13 protein-coding genes and 2 tRNA genes are annotated in these 17,200 nt (G+C 69.2%); 11 read left to right on the forward strand and 4 right to left on the reverse strand.

The features are described from left to right. The first annotated feature begins 95 nt into the window (after positions 1-95). The 7 genes from recF to AC067N_RS15770 all read left to right on the forward strand — a co-directional run bounded on the left by recF (position 96) and on the right by AC067N_RS15770 (position 8,970). Positions 96-1,220 carry a DNA replication/repair protein RecF gene (recF, locus tag AC067N_RS15740; RefSeq protein ID WP_478679418.1) on the forward strand — a complete coding sequence of 375 codons (1,125 nt, stop codon included), beginning with the start codon at positions 96-98 and terminating at the stop codon, positions 1,218-1,220. Next, positions 1,217-1,750 carry a DciA family protein gene (locus tag AC067N_RS15745; protein ID WP_478679419.1) on the forward strand — a complete coding sequence of 178 codons (534 nt, stop codon included), beginning with the start codon at positions 1,217-1,219 and terminating at the stop codon, positions 1,748-1,750. Before recF ends, AC067N_RS15745 begins: the two co-directional genes overlap by 4 nt. A 384-nt stretch (positions 1,751-2,134) precedes the next feature. Continuing rightward, positions 2,135-4,204, forward strand: coding sequence for a DNA topoisomerase (ATP-hydrolyzing) subunit B (gene gyrB, locus AC067N_RS15750; protein ID WP_478679420.1), 2,070 nt, complete (start codon positions 2,135-2,137; stop codon positions 4,202-4,204). 42 nt (positions 4,205-4,246) lie between these two features. Beyond that, a complete protein-coding gene (gene gyrA, locus AC067N_RS15755; protein WP_478679421.1) occupies positions 4,247-6,844 on the forward strand; it encodes a DNA gyrase subunit A in 2,598 nt (865 codons plus the stop codon). A gap of 18 nt (positions 6,845-6,862) precedes the next feature. After that, positions 6,863-7,663 (forward strand): DUF3566 domain-containing protein, encoded by an 801-nt coding sequence (locus AC067N_RS15760; protein ID WP_478679422.1) that lies wholly within the window; start codon positions 6,863-6,865, stop codon positions 7,661-7,663. A gap of 143 nt (positions 7,664-7,806) precedes the next feature. Next, positions 7,807-7,883: transfer RNA gene (locus AC067N_RS15765), tRNA-Ile, on the forward strand. Between the two features lie 334 nt (positions 7,884-8,217). Next, complete coding sequence (locus tag AC067N_RS15770) at positions 8,218-8,970, forward strand: SCO4651 family lipoprotein (protein ID WP_478679423.1); 753 nt, start codon at positions 8,218-8,220, stop codon at positions 8,968-8,970. Positions 8,971-9,213: 243 nt separating this feature from the next. Here the strand turns inward: AC067N_RS15770 and AC067N_RS15775 are convergent, their stop codons facing one another. After that, positions 9,214-9,579: a DUF6344 domain-containing protein gene (locus tag AC067N_RS15775; protein ID WP_478679424.1), complete on the reverse strand. Its 366-nt coding sequence runs from the start codon at positions 9,577-9,579 to the stop codon at positions 9,214-9,216. A gap of 325 nt (positions 9,580-9,904) precedes the next feature. Between AC067N_RS15775 and AC067N_RS15780 the strand changes: the two genes are divergently transcribed. Further along, positions 9,905-10,033, forward strand: coding sequence for a DLW-39 family protein (locus AC067N_RS15780; RefSeq protein ID WP_003999697.1), 129 nt, complete (start codon positions 9,905-9,907; stop codon positions 10,031-10,033). A 320-nt stretch (positions 10,034-10,353) separates the two neighbouring features. After that, positions 10,354-11,808: a hypothetical protein gene (locus tag AC067N_RS15785; protein ID WP_478679425.1), complete on the forward strand. Its 1,455-nt coding sequence runs from the start codon at positions 10,354-10,356 to the stop codon at positions 11,806-11,808. A gap of 31 nt (positions 11,809-11,839) precedes the next feature. Here the strand turns inward: AC067N_RS15785 and AC067N_RS15790 are convergent, their stop codons facing one another. Together AC067N_RS15790 and AC067N_RS15795 are read right to left on the reverse strand one after the other, a co-directional pair. Next, positions 11,840-13,819 (reverse strand): serine/threonine-protein kinase, encoded by a 1,980-nt coding sequence (locus AC067N_RS15790; RefSeq protein ID WP_478679426.1) that lies wholly within the window; start codon positions 13,817-13,819, stop codon positions 11,840-11,842. A gap of 362 nt (positions 13,820-14,181) precedes the next feature. Then, positions 14,182-14,730: a helix-turn-helix domain-containing protein gene (locus AC067N_RS15795; protein ID WP_037689714.1), complete on the reverse strand. Its 549-nt coding sequence runs from the start codon at positions 14,728-14,730 to the stop codon at positions 14,182-14,184. A 182-nt stretch (positions 14,731-14,912) separates the two neighbouring features. Between AC067N_RS15795 and AC067N_RS15800 the strand changes: the two genes are divergently transcribed. After that, positions 14,913-14,985: transfer RNA gene (locus AC067N_RS15800), tRNA-Ala, on the forward strand. 544 nt (positions 14,986-15,529) lie between these two features. Here the strand turns inward: AC067N_RS15800 and AC067N_RS15805 are convergent. Continuing rightward, entirely contained in the window at positions 15,530-16,228 is a 699-nt protein-coding gene (locus AC067N_RS15805) for a DUF5324 family protein (protein ID WP_478679427.1), read from the reverse strand. A 363-nt stretch (positions 16,229-16,591) separates the two neighbouring features. On the opposite strand from AC067N_RS15805, the gene AC067N_RS15810 reads away from it, so the two are divergent. Further along, on the forward strand, positions 16,592-17,125 hold the full coding sequence (locus AC067N_RS15810; RefSeq protein WP_478679428.1) for a peptidylprolyl isomerase: 534 nt from the start codon (positions 16,592-16,594) through the stop codon (positions 17,123-17,125). Positions 17,126-17,200 lie beyond the last annotated feature (75 nt).

Consider the following 17,200-nt stretch of genomic DNA (forward strand, 5'->3'; position numbering starts at 1 on the left):
ACCCGGAGAACGCACCAGCACCACTACGGTCGACGAGAAGTCATCCACAGGACCGCACGGCGGTCCACAACCCTGGGGGAGGTCGGCACCCGACCATGCACGTCACGCATCTGTCGCTGGCCGACTTCCGCTCGTACGCCCGGGTCGAGGTCCCGCTCGACCCGGGCGTCACCGCGTTCGTCGGCCCCAACGGACAGGGCAAGACGAACCTGGTCGAGGCCGTCGGCTACCTGGCGACCCTCGGCAGCCACCGTGTCTCCTCCGACGCGCCCCTGGTCCGCATGGGCGCCGACCGGGCGGTCGTCCGGGCCCAGGTGCGCCAGGGCGAGCGGCAGCAACTGGTCGAGCTGGAGCTGAACCCCGGCAAGGCCAACCGCGCCCGCATCAACAGGTCGTCGCAGGTCAGGCCGCGTGATGTGCTCGGCATCGTACGGACGGTGCTGTTCGCGCCGGAGGACCTCGCGCTGGTGAAGGGCGACCCCGGTGAGCGGCGTCGCCTCCTCGACGAACTGATCACCGCGCGGGCGCCGCGCATGGCGGGTGTGCGCTCCGACTACGAGCGGGTCCTCAAGCAGCGCAACACCCTCCTGAAGACGGCCGCGCTGGCCCGCCGCCACGGCGGGCGCAGCATGGACCTGTCCACACTCGACGTCTGGGACCAGCACCTGGCGCGCGTCGGCGCCGAACTGCTCGCCCAGCGCCAGGACCTGGTCGCAGCGATCCAGCCGCTGGCCGACAAGGCGTACGAACAACTGGCACCCGGTGGCGGCCCCATCGGTCTGGAGTACAAGCCCTCGTCGCCGGGGCTCGTCGGCCACGCGCGCGAGGAGTTGTACGAGCAGCTGATGGCCGCCCTCGCCGAGTCCCGCAAGCAGGAGATCGAGCGGGGCGTCACCCTCGTGGGGCCCCACCGGGACGATCTGGTTCTCAAGCTCGGTCAGCTGCCCGCCAAGGGGTACGCCTCGCACGGGGAGTCCTGGTCCTACGCCCTGGCGCTGCGCCTCGCCTCCTACGACCTGCTGCGGGCCGAGGGCAACGAGCCGGTGCTGATCCTCGACGACGTCTTCGCCGAGCTGGACGCGCGGCGGCGCGAGCGGCTGGCCGAACTGGTCGCCCCGGGCGAGCAGGTCCTGGTGACGGCCGCGGTCGACGACGACGTGCCGGGCGTGCTGACGGGGACGCGGTTCGCCGTGTCCGACGGAACGGTGGAGCGCGTATGAGCGGATCCGAGGGGAGCCCGAAGACTCCCGAGCCGTCCGGCGTGGACCTCGCGCGGGTGGCGCTGCGCGCCGCCAAGGAGGCCGCACGCGCGCGCGGGGACGCGGCGCAGCAGAAGAGCCAGGCGCGACGCGGCGGCGGACTGCGGTCCGGCGCCCGCACCGACGGCCGGGACCCGATGGCCCTCGGCTCCGCCATCAACCGTCTGATCACCGAGCGGGGCTGGGAGACGCCGGCCGCCGTCGGCGGGGTGATGGGCCGCTGGCCGCAGATCGTCGGCGAGGACCTGGCCAGGCGTTGCGTACCGGAGCGGTACGACGAGGACGAGCGGGTCCTGCACGTGCGCTGCGACTCCACGGCCTGGGCGACCAACCTGCGCCTGCTCGCCCCGCAGCTCGTCGCCCGGCTCAACGAGGACCTCGGCCACGGCACCGTACGGCTGCTGAAGGTCCACGGGCCCGGCGGATCCGCCCACCGCTACGGCCCGCTGCGGGCCCCGGGAAGCACCGGTCCCGGCGATACCTACGGGTGACCGTAGTCACATTTCGACGCCCGACCGGGAGCCCTCGGCTGCCCGGTGGCGTGCCCCTCGGCTCCGGCGCGCACGTTCGCACGCGGTTGCGAATGCCGACCTGACCCGGGGGTAGCAAAGGGTTGACACCCGAAAGCGCTGAGTGGCTCCGTGAGCCTCTTGGAGCCCCGCTCCGCATATGGGGAGTCGGGAGAGACCGGTTGAGGGCGGCACATGCGGACTCAGGTACCGGCAAACCCCCATCACTGTCGGCGCTACCGGTAGACTGGAGGCGAAACCCGCCCCATTCGTGGGGACCGCTTCGGAAACACTGTGCAACGCTGACAAAGGCTTCCACCGCAACATGCCGCAGCCGCTCCGGCAAACCCGCCGGGAGCCTGGCTTGTGCTGTGCCAGAAAGGGCGCTTCGTGGCCGATTCCGGCAACCCCAACGAGAACATCCCGTCCACCGAGGCCCTGGCCGGAACGGCCGAGGCCTCATCCTCGGCGTACGACGCCAGCGCCATCACCGTCCTCGAAGGGCTGGACGCGGTCCGCAAGCGGCCCGGCATGTACATCGGCTCGACCGGTGAGCGTGGCCTGCACCACCTGGTGCAGGAGGTCGTCGACAACTCCGTCGACGAGGCCCTGGCCGGGCACGCCGACACGATCGACGTGACGATCCTGCCCGACGGCGGCGTCCGCGTCGTGGACAACGGCCGTGGCATCCCCGTGGGCATCGTCCCGTCGGAGGGCAAGCCGGCCGTCGAGGTGGTGCTGACCGTCCTGCACGCGGGCGGCAAGTTCGGCGGCGGCGGCTACGCGGTCTCCGGCGGTCTGCACGGCGTCGGCGTCTCCGTCGTGAACGCCCTGTCGACCAAGGTGGCCGTCGAGGTCAAGACCGACGGTCACCGCTGGACGCAGGACTACAAGCTCGGCGTCCCGACCGCCCCGCTGGCCAAGCACGAGGCCACGGAGGAGCACGGCACCTCGGTGACCTTCTGGGCCGACCCGGACATCTTCGAGACCACCGACTACTCCTTCGAGACGCTCTCGCGGCGCTTCCAGGAGATGGCGTTCCTCAACAAGGGTTTGACGATCAAACTCACTGACGAGCGCGAGTCCGCGAAGGCCACCGCCGGGGCGGACGAGGCCGGCGAGGACGAGAAGCACGAGGTCAAGACGGTCACGTACCACTACGAAGGTGGCATCGTCGACTTCGTCAAGCACCTCAACTCCCGCAAGGGAGACGTGGTGCACCCCTCCGTCATCGACTTCGAGGCGGAGGACAGGGAGAAGCACCTCTCCGTCGAGATCGCGATGCAGTGGAACAGCGGTTACAGCGAGGGCGTGTACTCCTTCGCCAACATCATCCACACGCACGAGGGCGGTACGCACGAAGAGGGCTTCCGCGCGGCGCTCACCGGTCTGATCAACCGCTACGCGCGCGACAAGAAGCTGCTGCGGGAGAAGGACGACAACCTCACGGGCGACGACATCCGCGAGGGTCTGACCGCGATCATCTCGATCAAGCTGAGCGAGCCGCAGTTCGAGGGCCAGACCAAGACCAAGCTGGGCAACACCGAGGCGAAGACCTTCGTGCAGAAGGTCGTGCACGAGCACCTCACCGACTGGCTGGACCGCAACCCCAACGAGGCCGCGGACATCATTCGCAAGTCGATCCAGGCGGCCACCGCGCGCGTGGCGGCCCGCAAGGCCCGTGACCTCACGCGCCGCAAGGGCCTCCTCGAGACGGCGTCACTGCCGGGCAAGCTGAGCGACTGCCAGTCCAACGACCCCACCAAGTGCGAGATCTTCATCGTCGAGGGTGACTCCGCCGGCGGCTCGGCCAAGTCCGGCCGCAACCCGCAGTACCAGGCGATCCTCCCGATCCGCGGCAAGATCCTCAACGTCGAGAAGGCGCGGATCGACAAGATCCTGCAGAACCAGGAGATCCAGGCGCTGATCTCCGCCTTCGGCACCGGGGTCCACGAGGACTTCGACATCGAGAAGCTCCGCTATCACAAGATCATCCTGATGGCGGACGCCGACGTCGACGGCCAGCACATCAACACCCTGCTGCTGACCTTCCTGTTCCGCTTCATGCGCCCGCTGGTCGAGGCCGGACACGTCTTCCTGTCGCGTCCGCCGCTCTACAAGATCAAGTGGGGCCGGGACGACTTCGAGTACGCCTACTCGGACCGCGAGCGCGACGCCCTGATCGAGCTCGGCCGGCAGAACGGCAAGCGCGTCAAGGAGGACTCGATCCAGCGCTTCAAGGGTCTCGGCGAGATGAACGCCGAGGAACTGCGCATCACGACCATGGACCAGGACCACCGTGTCCTGGGCCAGGTCACGCTCGACGACGCCGCCCAGGCCGACGAGCTGTTCTCGGTGCTCATGGGCGAGGACGTCGAGGCCCGGCGCCAGTTCATCCAGCGCAACGCCAAGGACGTCCGCTTCCTCGACATCTGAGTCGGTCTCAGCTGACCGCACCAGGAAGGATTCCCACCAGCAATGGCCGACGAGATCACCCCAGCCACGCCCGAGCCCTCCGAGGGTGAGGCCACTCTGCGCATCGAGCCCGTCGGGCTCGAGACGGAGATGCAGCGCTCTTACCTGGACTACGCGATGTCCGTCATCGTGTCCCGTGCGCTGCCCGACGTACGCGACGGTCTCAAGCCCGTCCACCGCCGTGTCCTGTACGCCATGTACGACGGCGGCTACCGGCCCGAGAAGGGCTTCTACAAGTGCGCCCGCGTCGTCGGCGACGTCATGGGCAACTACCACCCCCACGGCGACTCCTCGATCTACGACGCGCTGGTCCGCCTCGCGCAGCCGTGGTCGATGCGCATGCCGCTGGTTGACTCCAACGGCAACTTCGGTTCTCCGGGCAACGACCCGGCGGCGGCCATGCGCTACACCGAGTGCAAGATGGCGCCGCTGTCGATGGAGATGGTCCGCGACATCGACGAGGAGACCGTCGACTTCACGGACAACTACGACGGCCGCTCCCAGGAGCCGACCGTCCTGCCGGCCCGCTTCCCGAACCTGCTGATCAACGGCTCGGCCGGTATCGCGGTCGGCATGGCCACCAACATCCCGCCGCACAACCTCCGCGAGGTCGCGGCCGGCGCCCAGTGGTACCTGGAGAACCCGGAGGCCTCCCACGAGGAGCTCCTGGACGCCCTGATCGAGCGCATCAAGGGCCCCGACTTCCCGACCGGCGCCCTCGTCGTCGGCCGCAAGGGCATCGAGGAGGCGTACCGCACGGGCCGTGGCTCCATCACGATGCGCGCGGTCGTCGAGGTCGAGGAGATCCAGAACCGCCAGTGCCTGGTGGTCACGGAGCTGCCGTACCAGGTCAACCCGGACAACCTCGCCCAGAAGATCGCCGACCTCGTCAAGGACGGCAAGATCGGCGGCATCGCCGACGTCCGCGACGAGACGTCCTCCCGTACGGGCCAGCGCCTGGTCATCGTCCTGAAGCGGGACGCGGTCGCCAAGGTCGTGCTGAACAACCTGTACAAGCACACCGACCTGCAGACGAACTTCGGCGCCAACATGCTGGCGCTGGTCGACGGGGTGCCGCGCACTCTCTCCCTGGACGCGTTCATCCGCCACTGGGTGACGCACCAGATCGAGGTCATCGTCCGCCGTACGCGCTTCCGGCTGCGCAAGGCCGAGGAGCGCGCGCACATCCTGCGCGGTCTGCTGAAGGCCCTGGACGCCATCGACGAGGTCATCGCGCTGATCCGGCGCAGCGACACCGTCGACATCGCGCGCACCGGCCTGATGGAGCTCCTGGAGATCGACGAGATCCAGGCCAACGCCATCCTCGAGATGCAGCTGCGCCGGCTGGCCGCCCTGGAGCGCCAGAAGATCCTCCAGGAGCACGCCGAGCTCCAGGCGAAGATCAACGAGTACAACGAGATCCTCGCGTCCCCGGTCCGCCAGCGCGGGATCGTCAGCGCCGAACTCGCCGCGATCGTCGAGAAGTACGGCGACGACCGCAAGACGATGCTGGTGCCCTACGACGGTGACATGTCCATCGAGGACCTCATCGCCGAGGAGGACATCGTCGTCACGGTCACCCGCGGCGGCTACGTCAAGCGCACCAAGACCGACGACTACCGGGCGCAGAAGCGCGGCGGCAAGGGCGTGCGCGGCGCGAAGCTCAAGGAAGACGACATCGTCGACCACTTCTTCGTGTCCACGACCCACCACTGGCTGCTGTTCTTCACCAACAAGGGCCGGGTCTACCGGGCCAAGGCCTATGAGCTGCCGGACGCCGGACGTGACGCGCGTGGACAGCACGTCGCCAACCTGCTGGCCTTCCAGCCGGACGAGGCGATCGCGGAGATCCTCGCGATCCGCGACTACGAGGCCGCGCCGTACCTGGTGCTCGCGACCAAGGGCGGTCTTGTGAAGAAGACGCCTCTGAAGGATTACGATTCGCCCCGTTCCGGCGGCGTCATCGCGATCAACCTTCGTGAGAAGGAGGACGGTTCCGATGACGAACTGATCGGAGCCGAACTCGTATCGGCAGAGGATGACATCCTTCTGATCAGCAAGAAGGCACAGTCGATCCGCTTCACGGCGACCGACGACGCGCTGCGGCCCATGGGGCGTGCGACCTCGGGTGTCAAGGGCATGAGTTTCCGTGAGGGAGACGAGCTGCTCTCGATGAATGTTGTTCGACCCGGTACGTTCGTGTTCACTGCCACAGACGGCGGGTACGCGAAGCGGACCGCCGTCGACGAGTACCGCGTCCAGGGTCGCGGCGGCCTCGGCATCAAGGCCGCCAAGATCGTGGAGGACCGCGGTTCGCTCGTCGGCGCGCTGGTGGTCGAGGAGACCGACGAGATCCTCGCCATCACGCTGTCGGGCGGTGTGATTCGTACGCGAGTCAATGAGATCAGGGAAACCGGCCGTGACACCATGGGCGTCCAACTGATCAACCTGGGCAAGCGCGATGCCGTGGTCGGTATCGCCCGTAACGCCGAGGCGGGACGCGAGGCGGAGGAGGTCGACGGCGAGGACGCCGTCGAGGAGACCGCCGAGGGCGTCGCGACGACCGGCACGGACGAGGGTGAGGCGCCCTCGGCCGAGTAGCACGAGGAGTGAGTCAGCGTGAGCGGAGCCACGGGCGCCGGATCGTCCGGTAGTTCGTCCGGCACTTCGACCAGTGCGGAAACGGACGGCGGCGCCCGTGGCTCCGCCGCGCGTGCGATGGACACGCACACGACACAGCTGAAGGCGATCAAGCCGAGCCCGACCGATTCGGCGTCGCCCTCACCCTCGCCCGAGAAGCAGGGACCGCAGGGGGGAACCGTGACGGACACGAGAGGTGCGCAGGCCCAGTCGCCCGCACCGGGAAGCCCGGCCGCCGCGCCGGGCGGGGCCGGGCGCCAGGCGCAGCCGCAGGCCGCCGGCTCGGCGCTCCCCGGTGAGCGCGGTCCGCAGCAGCAGACGGGGCCGTACCACCCGCCGCAGGCCTACCAGCCGGCGCCTGACGAGAACGCGTCGCGCATGCCGCGTACAGGGGCGCGTACGACGCCTCGTACGCGCAAGGCGCGGCTCCGGGTGGCCAAGGCCGACCCGTGGTCGGTGATGAAGGTCAGCTTCCTGCTCTCCATCGCCCTCGGCATCTGCACGATCGTCGCGGCCGCGGTGCTGTGGATGGTCATGAACGCGATGGGTGTCTTCTCCACGGTCGGCGCGACCATCTCCGAGGCCACCGGCTCGAACGAGTCCAACGGCTTCGATCTGCAGTCGTTCCTGTCGCTGCCCAACGTGCTGATCTTCACCACGATCATCGCGGTCATCGACGTCGTGCTGGCCACCGCCCTCGCGACCCTCGGCGCCTTCATCTACAACCTCTCCGCGGGCTTCGTCGGAGGCATCGAGCTGACGCTGGCCGAGGACGAGTAGGGGCGACGGCGGCCCTGGAAGAAGCCCCCTGCGGGGTGTCCCATCGGGTCACGGGCCCTCTCCGGGTATCGATTTTGGGACTGCCCACGTCGTGCGCTAATCTTCAGGAGTCAGCGCGCGGGACACACACCGCAGAGCGCGGCGGGGCTATAGCTCAGTTGGTTAGAGCGCATCCCTGATAAGGATGAGGCCACAGGTTCAAATCCTGTTAGCCCCACCAGCGAAAAGACCCCCGGTCCACTAGGGCCGGGGGTCTTTTGACACCCATGGTTGACACCAACGGGGGTGAACGGCGGCGGTCAGCCGATCAGAGGGTCCTACCTTTCAAGGGTGGTTGCTCCGGTCATTCGTAAGATCGGAGGGCCCAGGGGTTCTGGGTATGGCTGTCAGAGGGAAGCCGTTGGATGGCTCAAAGGACATCTACGGCTGTGTCGGCCGGGGGTCCGCGAGGAGCCTTCCGGGCTGTCGTACGGGGCGGAAAAGGTGGAGTGCTTGCGATTGTGCTCATGACAGACTCGGCCGCCTGTCAGCCAGTCTTGAGGAGAGCATCTGTCATGCGCCACTTGGCCACTGTGGCGGCCGGAATCGCGGCCGTCGTCCTGCTCACCGGATGTGGCGCGGGGGAGGCGGGGAAAGCCCCCGCACCGACGTCGAAGAGCGGATCACCGGCCGCAGCGGGGTCCCGTGGCTCGTTCGACGTCGCTGAGGCGCTCAAGAACGCCGATACAGCGCCCTACTCGACGAAGATCACGACAAAGACCTATACGGGATCCACGCTGACGGTTGTGATGACCGGCCGGATGAACCTCAACGGACCGGCGCCCACCGGCAAACTGACCTTGACCACCTCCGACAGTGTGCCGAAGGACCAGGCGCTCCATACGGAGACGATCCTGCTGAAGGACGCGACCTACAACCGAACGCTTGACGACGACGGACCGGTCGGGAAGTGGCAGCGCATGGGGCTGGACTCCTCGGGCGCGGGCCTGGCTGACTACGGTGCCTACGCGCAGCTGCTCCTGGATCTGGGGCCGAAGGCCCGAAAGGGGCCGGAGGAGATCGGTGGGGCGTCGGCGTACCGACTCTCCGGGCGTCTCACCCAGGACCAGGTCGGGACGGTGGACCGTCGGCTGTACGACAGGATGCGTGCCACCGGCACCAAGGACTTCGCCTGTGATGTGTGGGTCAACGAATCCGGCCGCGTCGTGCGCTTCGAGCAGACGCTGGAGATGTCCGGCAGCGCGGCGCGCAACGTCGTGGCGTTCGAGGATTTCGGGAAGCCGGTGCCTGTGAGCGCACCCGAGTAGCTCCGGGGGAATGGCTCCGGGACTCGCCCGGTGGTCGCGTGGCGCTGGCTCGGGGCACCGAACCATGCCGGCGCCTGTGCCTGAGTGGGCCTGTGGTGCTGATGTCGGAAACCCCCGGACGGGAGCCGGGGGTTCCTCGTTTGGTGTCGGGGCGTCGTACGCAGGGATCGCCGTGGTGTACGGGTGGGCGAGGCTGGTCGCGGTCTCAGCGATAGTGGCCGGCCGCGGTCTCCGCGGCGGGGATCAGCGCTGCAGACGTGTGACGCGCTCGACCGGTGCCGGAGCGGCGTCAGGGGCGGCCGGCGGGACGGCGCGGGCCGACACTTCGTGCACAGGGCTGTTCGGGACCGTGAGATGGCGGCAGGAGGGCGAGGAGCCGTGCGCCTCAGCGCGGATGCGCTGCTTCATCGTGGGTGGCAGTGCGCGAGGGCGGGGGCGTGAGGGGAGAGGCAGGGCCGTGGTCGCCGTACGGGCCGCGCAGTTGCGGGTGGTCTCACTCTGCGGTACCGCGGTGGCCGCGGCGGTCGTGGTGAGTCCGAGCGCCGTGAACAGCGCGAGGAAGGCGGTGACGATGGTGGTCCACAGCTTCATGACCTTGTTCTGGGCCATGGCCCCTCACTTTCGGGTCGGGCGATTTGCGTACTTTCCTCATGATGTGTATGAGTGTCCGGAAGTGGGGGACCGACGCCCGTGGCGCGTCGATCTTCAGATCAACACCACTCGGATGGGCGCAACGGGCGCGAGGGTTCTCCGGAGCCGCGAAGCCGTGCGGGAAACCGGTGTGATGAGCCTGTGATGGAACGGCGGCATCCGGTTCTACGGGGGTCGCCCCGCCGGGAGTTGAGGGGACGACGCAGGTCACCGATCGATATCGGTCGGTGTGTATAGTCGGGCGCCAGAGGTCCCCTACGTCAAGGAAAGACGAGGTCGCGCGGTGAAGAAGCTTCTCCTGGTCGCACTGGCCGCCATCGGCGGGCTCCTCGTGTACCGCCAGATCCAGGCGGATCGCGCCGAGCAGGATCTGTGGACGGAGGCGACTGACTCCGTGCCCACGGGTTCGTGAACATCGACATCAGTCTCAGAGCAGACCCCGGCCGTGCTTCGCGGTCGGGGTTTTGTGTCATGTGAGCCCCCCGTTCAGGCAGGGTGGCGGCGCCTCGCGGCGCCAATGCTTCACTTTCGCGAATCTTTCGCTTGCATTGGTGAAGTGGGGGCTCCGTCCGGGAGATGCTTTTCGGCCGCTCGTCCCCGAGAAGGCGCGCATCCGCCCGGACGGAACGGCAGGATGGGCGCGTCCGGGGCTACGACGAGGGGTGGCGCGTGATGGGGCGGCGCACGGTCTGGTGGCGTACTGCGACAGCAGCCGTGGGAGCGGCCCTGTTGATGGCGACGGCACAGCCGGGACCCGCCATGGCGGCGGACGCGCCGACGCCGTACTCCTATGCCGAGGACGCCACGACGGTCGACGGCTCGACGGGCACGACGCAAGCGGTACGGCTGGCACCGGGTCGGACGTACCGGAGCTCCGTCGGCCCGGGCGAGAAGCTCTACTACCGCCTCGACCTCGACGCCACCGCAGACGCCTACGTCTCCGGCACCGCGATACCCCCGGCAGGGGCGACCGTCGCCGCCTCCGAGGGGCTCAGGGTCTCCATCGAGGACGTCGACGCCCACCGCTGCTCCTACGGGAACGCGCGTTTCGGGCCGACCCGCAGCGCCCACCCCGTCACCGCCTGGGCCTCGCGTGAGATCGGCACCGACGAGTACATGTGCCAGGCGGCCGGGGCGTACTACCTCGTCGTCGAGCGCACCGGTCCGGGCGCCTCGTCAGAAACCTCGGCCGGACTGTCATCAGGTGGGTCGTCGGGCTCCGGGGGGCGGGCTTCGACGCAGAAGTGGGGGCTCGAACTCGGCTACGCGTGGGAGCCGGCGGTGAAGAAGGGCGGCTCGACGGGCGGCCCTGAGACCTGGGACTCCGCGTCGCCCGAAGCACTGCAGGGAGATCCCGAGCGCCGACGAGGGGGGAGCGGCTTCGCCTCGGCGGCCCCGGTCGCACAGGGGAGCTGGCAGGACGAGACGGGGATCAGGGCCGGCGACACCCTCTACTACAAGGTGCCCGTCGACTGGGGGCAGCAGCTCTACGCCACCGCCGAGCTGGGCAGCACGACCGGCGGCGACGGCTATGTGGGCAACGCGCTGGTCATGTCGCTGTACAACCCGGCCCGAGGGCTCGTGGACGACGTGCTCGTGAACTACGGCGGTGATCAGCGCTCCGCCACCCTGGACCCGCTCCCCCCGGTCGCCTACGGCAACCGCTACTCCCTGGACGACGAGGCGAGCGGAATGCGGTTCGCCGGCTGGTACTACCTGGCGGTCCACCTCGGGTCGGCGGTGGCCGAACGCTTCGGCGGGAAGCCCATCGGGCTGACCCTGCGGATACGGGTGTCCGGCCGGGCCGAGACCGGGCCGGGATATCTGGGCCAGGCCGAGCCCCGGGGTGTCTTCGAGGTCACCGGCCAGGACCAGGAGGCCGCGGAGACGGGGGTGGGGGGCACCCTGGAAGGGGCCGGGGGAACAGGTGGATCGGGGGGCGGGGGTCGTTCGGGCGGCGAGGAGAGCGCCGGCGGTCCGGACGGGGCCACCGTCAGCGGGGACAAGCGTCTCGCCATGACGGCGGTCGCCGCGGGCGGGATCGGTACGGGGAGCCTGCTGGTGCTGTGGCTGGTGCTGTGGACGCTTGTGGCACGTCGCCGGGCCGCGGCGGAGCGGCCTGCGGGACCTCCGGGTGGAGGCAGGGCTTCCAGGCGCGGCCGGCATGGGCCGTCCCGGGGGAGGTAGCGGGCGGTCTCGGGGAAGGCCCGGCTGAGGGTCAGAGCCGGCTCAGTGCCCAGAAACCCACGGCAAAACAGGACAGGGCCAGGAGAAGGACCGGTATGACCACCTTCGCGGGCGGGCCGGGGCGGCGCCGCGCGTTCGCCCGCGATCGCCGTGGAACCCGCGAGGCCTGAGCGGTGAACGAACCGGTGGAAGCGTACGCGGGCTGCTGCACCACCGGGGGTGGGACCTGCGAGGGGTCCAGGGGCGTCTGCGGCTGGGGGGACGGCACCTGCGTGGGTTCGTGGAGCGGAGCGTGCAGGGGCGTCCCGGTGGTGGGTGTGGCCTGCTGATCCACCTGGGGCCGGGGGTGGCCGAGAGTGTGGTGCTGTGGCTCGGCAGCCGGTGGCTGTGCGGCCGGTGGCTCCGTGTACCGCGGCTCTGTTCGACGCGGTGGAGCATGGGCGGCCAGCACCTGTGGTGGCGGCAGATGGAAGCTCCCGGTGTCCGACATCGAGGACGGCTGGGACGGTACGGGGTCGCGTTCGGGGCGCGGAGGTGCGGGCTCGACGCGCGACGGTATGGGCTCGGACCCCGGCCTTACGGCACCGAAAGGTGGCTCGGGGGCCACCTGGCCGGGGTGCTCCGGAGAGGAGGAACTCGCCCCCTGGAATGACTGCCCGGCGGTGGCGCCGGCGCCCGAGCCGGAGCCTGAGCTGGTCCCAGGCGGGGCTGTGCTGGGCATGGGCGGTGGCAATACGGCGCCACTGTAAGGAGGTTGAGGCACGGAGCCGTTGGGCGGAGCCGGGGGGACGGCGCCCGGGCCGGGCTGCCCGAGCGGGCTCCGGGACGGCGTGGCTTCAGGCAGCTGAGCGGGGAGCGGCGGAACAGGGGGAGGGGGAGGCGTCACCTCGACGCCCGACGGCCAAGAGGGAGTCCGTCCTGATGAGTTGGAAGGAGCATCCGTGCCTGATCGAGGAGCACCCACACTCGGCGGTGGGAGCTCCGCACCCGGGTGTGGTCCGTCCCCGTGCGGCGGGATGTCCCCGGGAGGGACCTCCGCATTGTTCCGAGAGGAGGCCGCACCCCGCCCGGGAGCCGGCGAGGACGTGGCGCCCGTGCCCGGTCCGCTCGGTTCCAGCCCTGACGCCCGCCGCAGGGGGCCTTCCGGGCCGAACCCCATGGGGAGGGGGCCGAGTTGGTCGAACACCTCTACCAGTTCGTCGTCCGGGCCGGGCTCGGGAAGCAGCTCGATGGCTGCGGCGAGAGCCTTGCGGGCACCCGTGGCGGTACGGAAACGGGCGTTGGGATCCGGCTGGAGCAATGTGGCGATGACCTGCCACAGAGGCTCCGGTATGCCTCGGGGGGCCTTCGGTGTGCCGTGGGCGGCGAAGTGCTCGATGAGCGCCTTGGCGTCGGGTTTGGCGCCCTCCAGGAGGTACAGGGCGACAAGGCCCACCGCGAAGAGGTCGGCGGGGAAGTCCGGGTCCGCCCCCAGCATCTGCTCGGGGGCGAAGTAACCCGGCGTCCCGACCACGTAGTTGGTCTCGGTCAGCCGGGGCTCGCCCAGGCGCATGGCGATGCCGAAGTCGGACAGGCGCAGGCGTGGCCGGGCCGTGCCGGTGGCCTCCAGCAGCACATTGGCGGGCTTGATGTCGCGGTGGATGACGCCTTCCGCGTGGACCGCGGCGAGACCGGACAGCAGCTGGTCGAGCAGGACGCAGACATAGGCGGGCGGAAGGGGACCGTAGTCGTTGACGAGATTGACCAGGGAGCCCCCGGCGACCAGGTCCATGGTGAACAGGACCTTGTCGTCGTCGGCGGCCCAGCTGGCGGGCGCGAGCACGTGGGGGTGGTCGATCCGCACGGCCTGTTCGCGGACGAAGCGGAGCAGAGCGTGCGCGTCGCGCTGCTGCAGGACTTTGGCGGCCACGTACCGGCGGCGTCTGTGGTCCCACGTGCGCCAGACCGCGCCGACTCCCCCGCGTCCGATCGGGTCGACCAGTTCGTACCGGCCGGCGAAGACCTCACCCATGGTTGTGCGTCGTTCCCCCTTCGGCTCCCCCCTTGGCTGCCCGTCGGCGGAGGACACGGCATCCGAGCCGTCCTCCGCGGCGTCGGCTTCTGCCTACCGGTTTCCCGCGGAGCTCGATTCCGTACCTCTGTCCCCGGACGCCCTGTGCGGCTCTTCCCCTCTTCCCCCTCTGCCTTCCGGCTCTCGGCTCCGGCCGGCCCTGCCGCCGACTCGTTCCCTCCCGGCTCTCATCGAGCCTACGGTCGCGTCCTGGTGTTCCCGCTGGGCCTGTTCGGCCCTGCGCTCTCGCCCCCTGCTTCGGCCGTCCCCCGTCTCGGCCTCGGCCCGGTCGCCGACCCCGTCTCGGTGACCGGGCCCTGCGCTCAGTTCTGGTGGGACTGGTAGTGAGCCACCGCGTCCGAGGTTCGGCCCGCGCCGTACACCCGGAGGAACTCTGCCAGTTCGGGGTGGGTCGGGGCGAGGGTGTCCGCCGCGTCGATGATGTCGCCCGCGGCCGCCACCGAGCGGAGCAGCGACTGGATCTCGCGGACGACCCGCTTGACCGTGGGCGCCCCGGAACTCGTCGTCGACTGCGTGGTGTTGCTGAGCACAGATCCCCCCTGTGACTTCTTGATCTCGTCCATGCGCTCGGTCGCCTCGGCAGCGCTCACGCTGCCGTCCGCGACCTGACCCGCCAGGTCCTGCAGCAGTTGCACCCGCTGGACCACGGCCGGGTTTCCGATCTTGGCTCGCTGACCACTCATCAGCTGCGACAGCATCGGTGCGGAAAGGCCCAGTACCCCCGCGAGACGGGCCTGGTTGAGACCCAGGTCCTCGATGAGCCTACGGAAGAGCGCCCCCAGCGGCTCTCCGTACCAGTTCCGCTGCAGCTCCCGGGCTCTTGCGGTCGCTTCCTGCTGTGCGGCGTCCATTGCGTCTCCCCATCGCTTCCCCAAAAACTGCGGTTCGCTGTAGCGAACCACGACGAGCATCTTACGGAGAGTGGTCGTTCACGGGGACCCCCAATCTTTTTGCGAGATACCGGGGGTGACCCGGTACTCTGGTCTGCGGCGCCACCCGGTGGTCGGTACTTCCGGGCGGACGCCTCCCTTCCGGGGCCTTAGCTCAGTTGGTAGAGCGCTGTCTTTGCATGGCAGATGTCAGGGGTTCGACTCCCCTAGGCTCCACAGCGGATGGACCGGGCCGGACGTCGTTGGACGTCCGGCCCGGTCCTTTTTCGTCGCCCGCCGCCGACCTGTCATATCGGGCCCCGGTGGAGCCTCGTCGCGATCGCGATCTGTGCAGTGGGCGAACAGACTGCCCCTGGAGCCGCGAGACGGTTGAAGGCGTGTGTCGGTGTGCGCACATGCGAAAACCGTGGGTTGCGTCACAGGGGCGGAGGTTCGACGACGGCTATCACTCTTCGCAATCGGACCGACACATTCCGGTGGGGGTGTTCAGGTGCCCGGTACAGGTGGGCGTTTCACGTGAAACAGCCCTGTGGGCCGGAAGGCAGTGAACGCTTCCGGCCCACAGGGCTGTTGAAAGGCTCCCGCCTCAGGCGAACAAGGTCACACCTGTGTCCGCCGCGGGCGAAAGCCCTCGGCTGCCAACGTCGCTGTGCGGCCACTGTCGATCTCGGCAGCCATCTCGGTTGCGTCGATCTCGGCGGCACCGCCCGCTGCCTGTCAGGGCTGCGGTAGGGCCCGTCCCGGGAACGGCGCCACCGGCTCAGCGGCGGTCGTCGCTGTTCGCTTCGTCCTCGGCCTGCTTCGCCTCCACCTCGGGGTCGAGGCCGGACTCGCCGCTGCCGTCCACGGACGACAGCCGGCCGGGCTCGGAGACCTCGGTGGCAGCGGGGGGCTCGACCAGCCAGTCGGGGTTGGCCTGCTTGTCCCACCACTTCCAGGCGGCGAATGCACCGCCCGCGAGGACACCGAGTACGGCTACACCCTTGAAGGCGCGGCCGGCCCTGGCGCGACGCTGCTGCTTGCGGACCAGCTTCTGGATCTGCTCGGGTGACACCTGCCCGCGCAGCGCGGCCAACGCGGCCAGGCTCCGGGCCGTCGCCTCTTCCCGCATGGGGCCGGCAGCGGCCACTGCCTGCTCGAATCGCGGGCGGGAGTAGTCGGCGGCCTGACGGGCCGCCTTGCGGGTGCGGACGGCGGCCTCGTGGGCCGCGCTGTCGATCTTCGGCGGTACATGCGTGCGTGCCTGTTCCAGACGCGGGACGACGAGGGCGCCGTACTGGACGCGTGCCTGTTCCGCGGCCTGCGACACCTTCGGCGCGATCTTCACGCGCGCCTCCTGGGCGTAGTGCGAGGCCTTTTCCTTGGCCGTGTCGGCGTAAGGCGCCACCACTTCCGCGGCGTGCAGCACGCTGTCCTTCGCCGAACCGGTCGCGGCGCGCACGCTGTCGATGCGGGTCACGGGATCCTCCTCCTCGGTGGCGTACGGTATTTCGACTTTCCACCCTTTTGGCGATCATGCCTCCTGGAATGCTCTGAGGCATGTGAGGGCGGGCATCCGGGTCATGCGAGTCGACTCCGTGTGATCAGGAAGCAGGGAACCGCTCGAGATCCGGTGCTGTGCAATTGCGGATGAATACGGGGCAACGGGAACTTGTCCACGACAGTGCCGACAATGCCACGGATCGTCGCCAAGCGCGCCGATACCGCGGGTACCCGACCGTTTTTCCGTGCGCATGCCGTACAAGGGTGTGGCCGTCGGGCGACTCCGGGCGCCGTCCGTGCGAGGATCGGGGAAGTCACAGAGGACAACGGAAGGCAGATCGTGGCTGAGCAGCTGTACGCCACCCTGAAGACCAACCACGGCGACATCGAGGTGCGGCTGCTGCCGAACCACGCGCCCCAGACGGTCAAGAACTTCGTCGAGCTCGCCAAGGGCGAGCGTGAGTGGACCCACCCGGCCACCGGCAAGAAGTCCACGGACAAGCTCTACGACGGCACGGTCTTCCACCGGGTGATCAGCGGATTCATGATCCAGGGCGGTGACCCGCTGGGCAACGGTACCGGCGGCCCCGGCTACCAGTTCGGGGACGAGTTCCACCCGGACCTCGCGTTCGACAAGCCCTACCTGCTGGCCATGGCCAACGCGGGTCCCGGCACCAACGGCTCGCAGTTCTTCATCACCGTCGCCCCGACGGCCTGGCTGAACCGCAAGCACACCATCTTCGGTGAGGTCGTCGACGCGGCCAGCCAGAAGGTCGTCGACTCCATCGCGACCGCCCAGACCAACCCCCGCACCGACCGCCCGGTCAACGACGTCGTCATCGAGTCCGTCGTCGTCGAGACCCGCCAGGGCTGAGCCGCCCGGCGGGTCCGCCCCCGGACCGCGGCCTGAAGGGCACCTTCGCCTGCCGGACCCAAAAGGTTCGCAAGG

It is taken from the genome of Streptomyces sp. NPDC042364 (assembly GCF_056437585.1).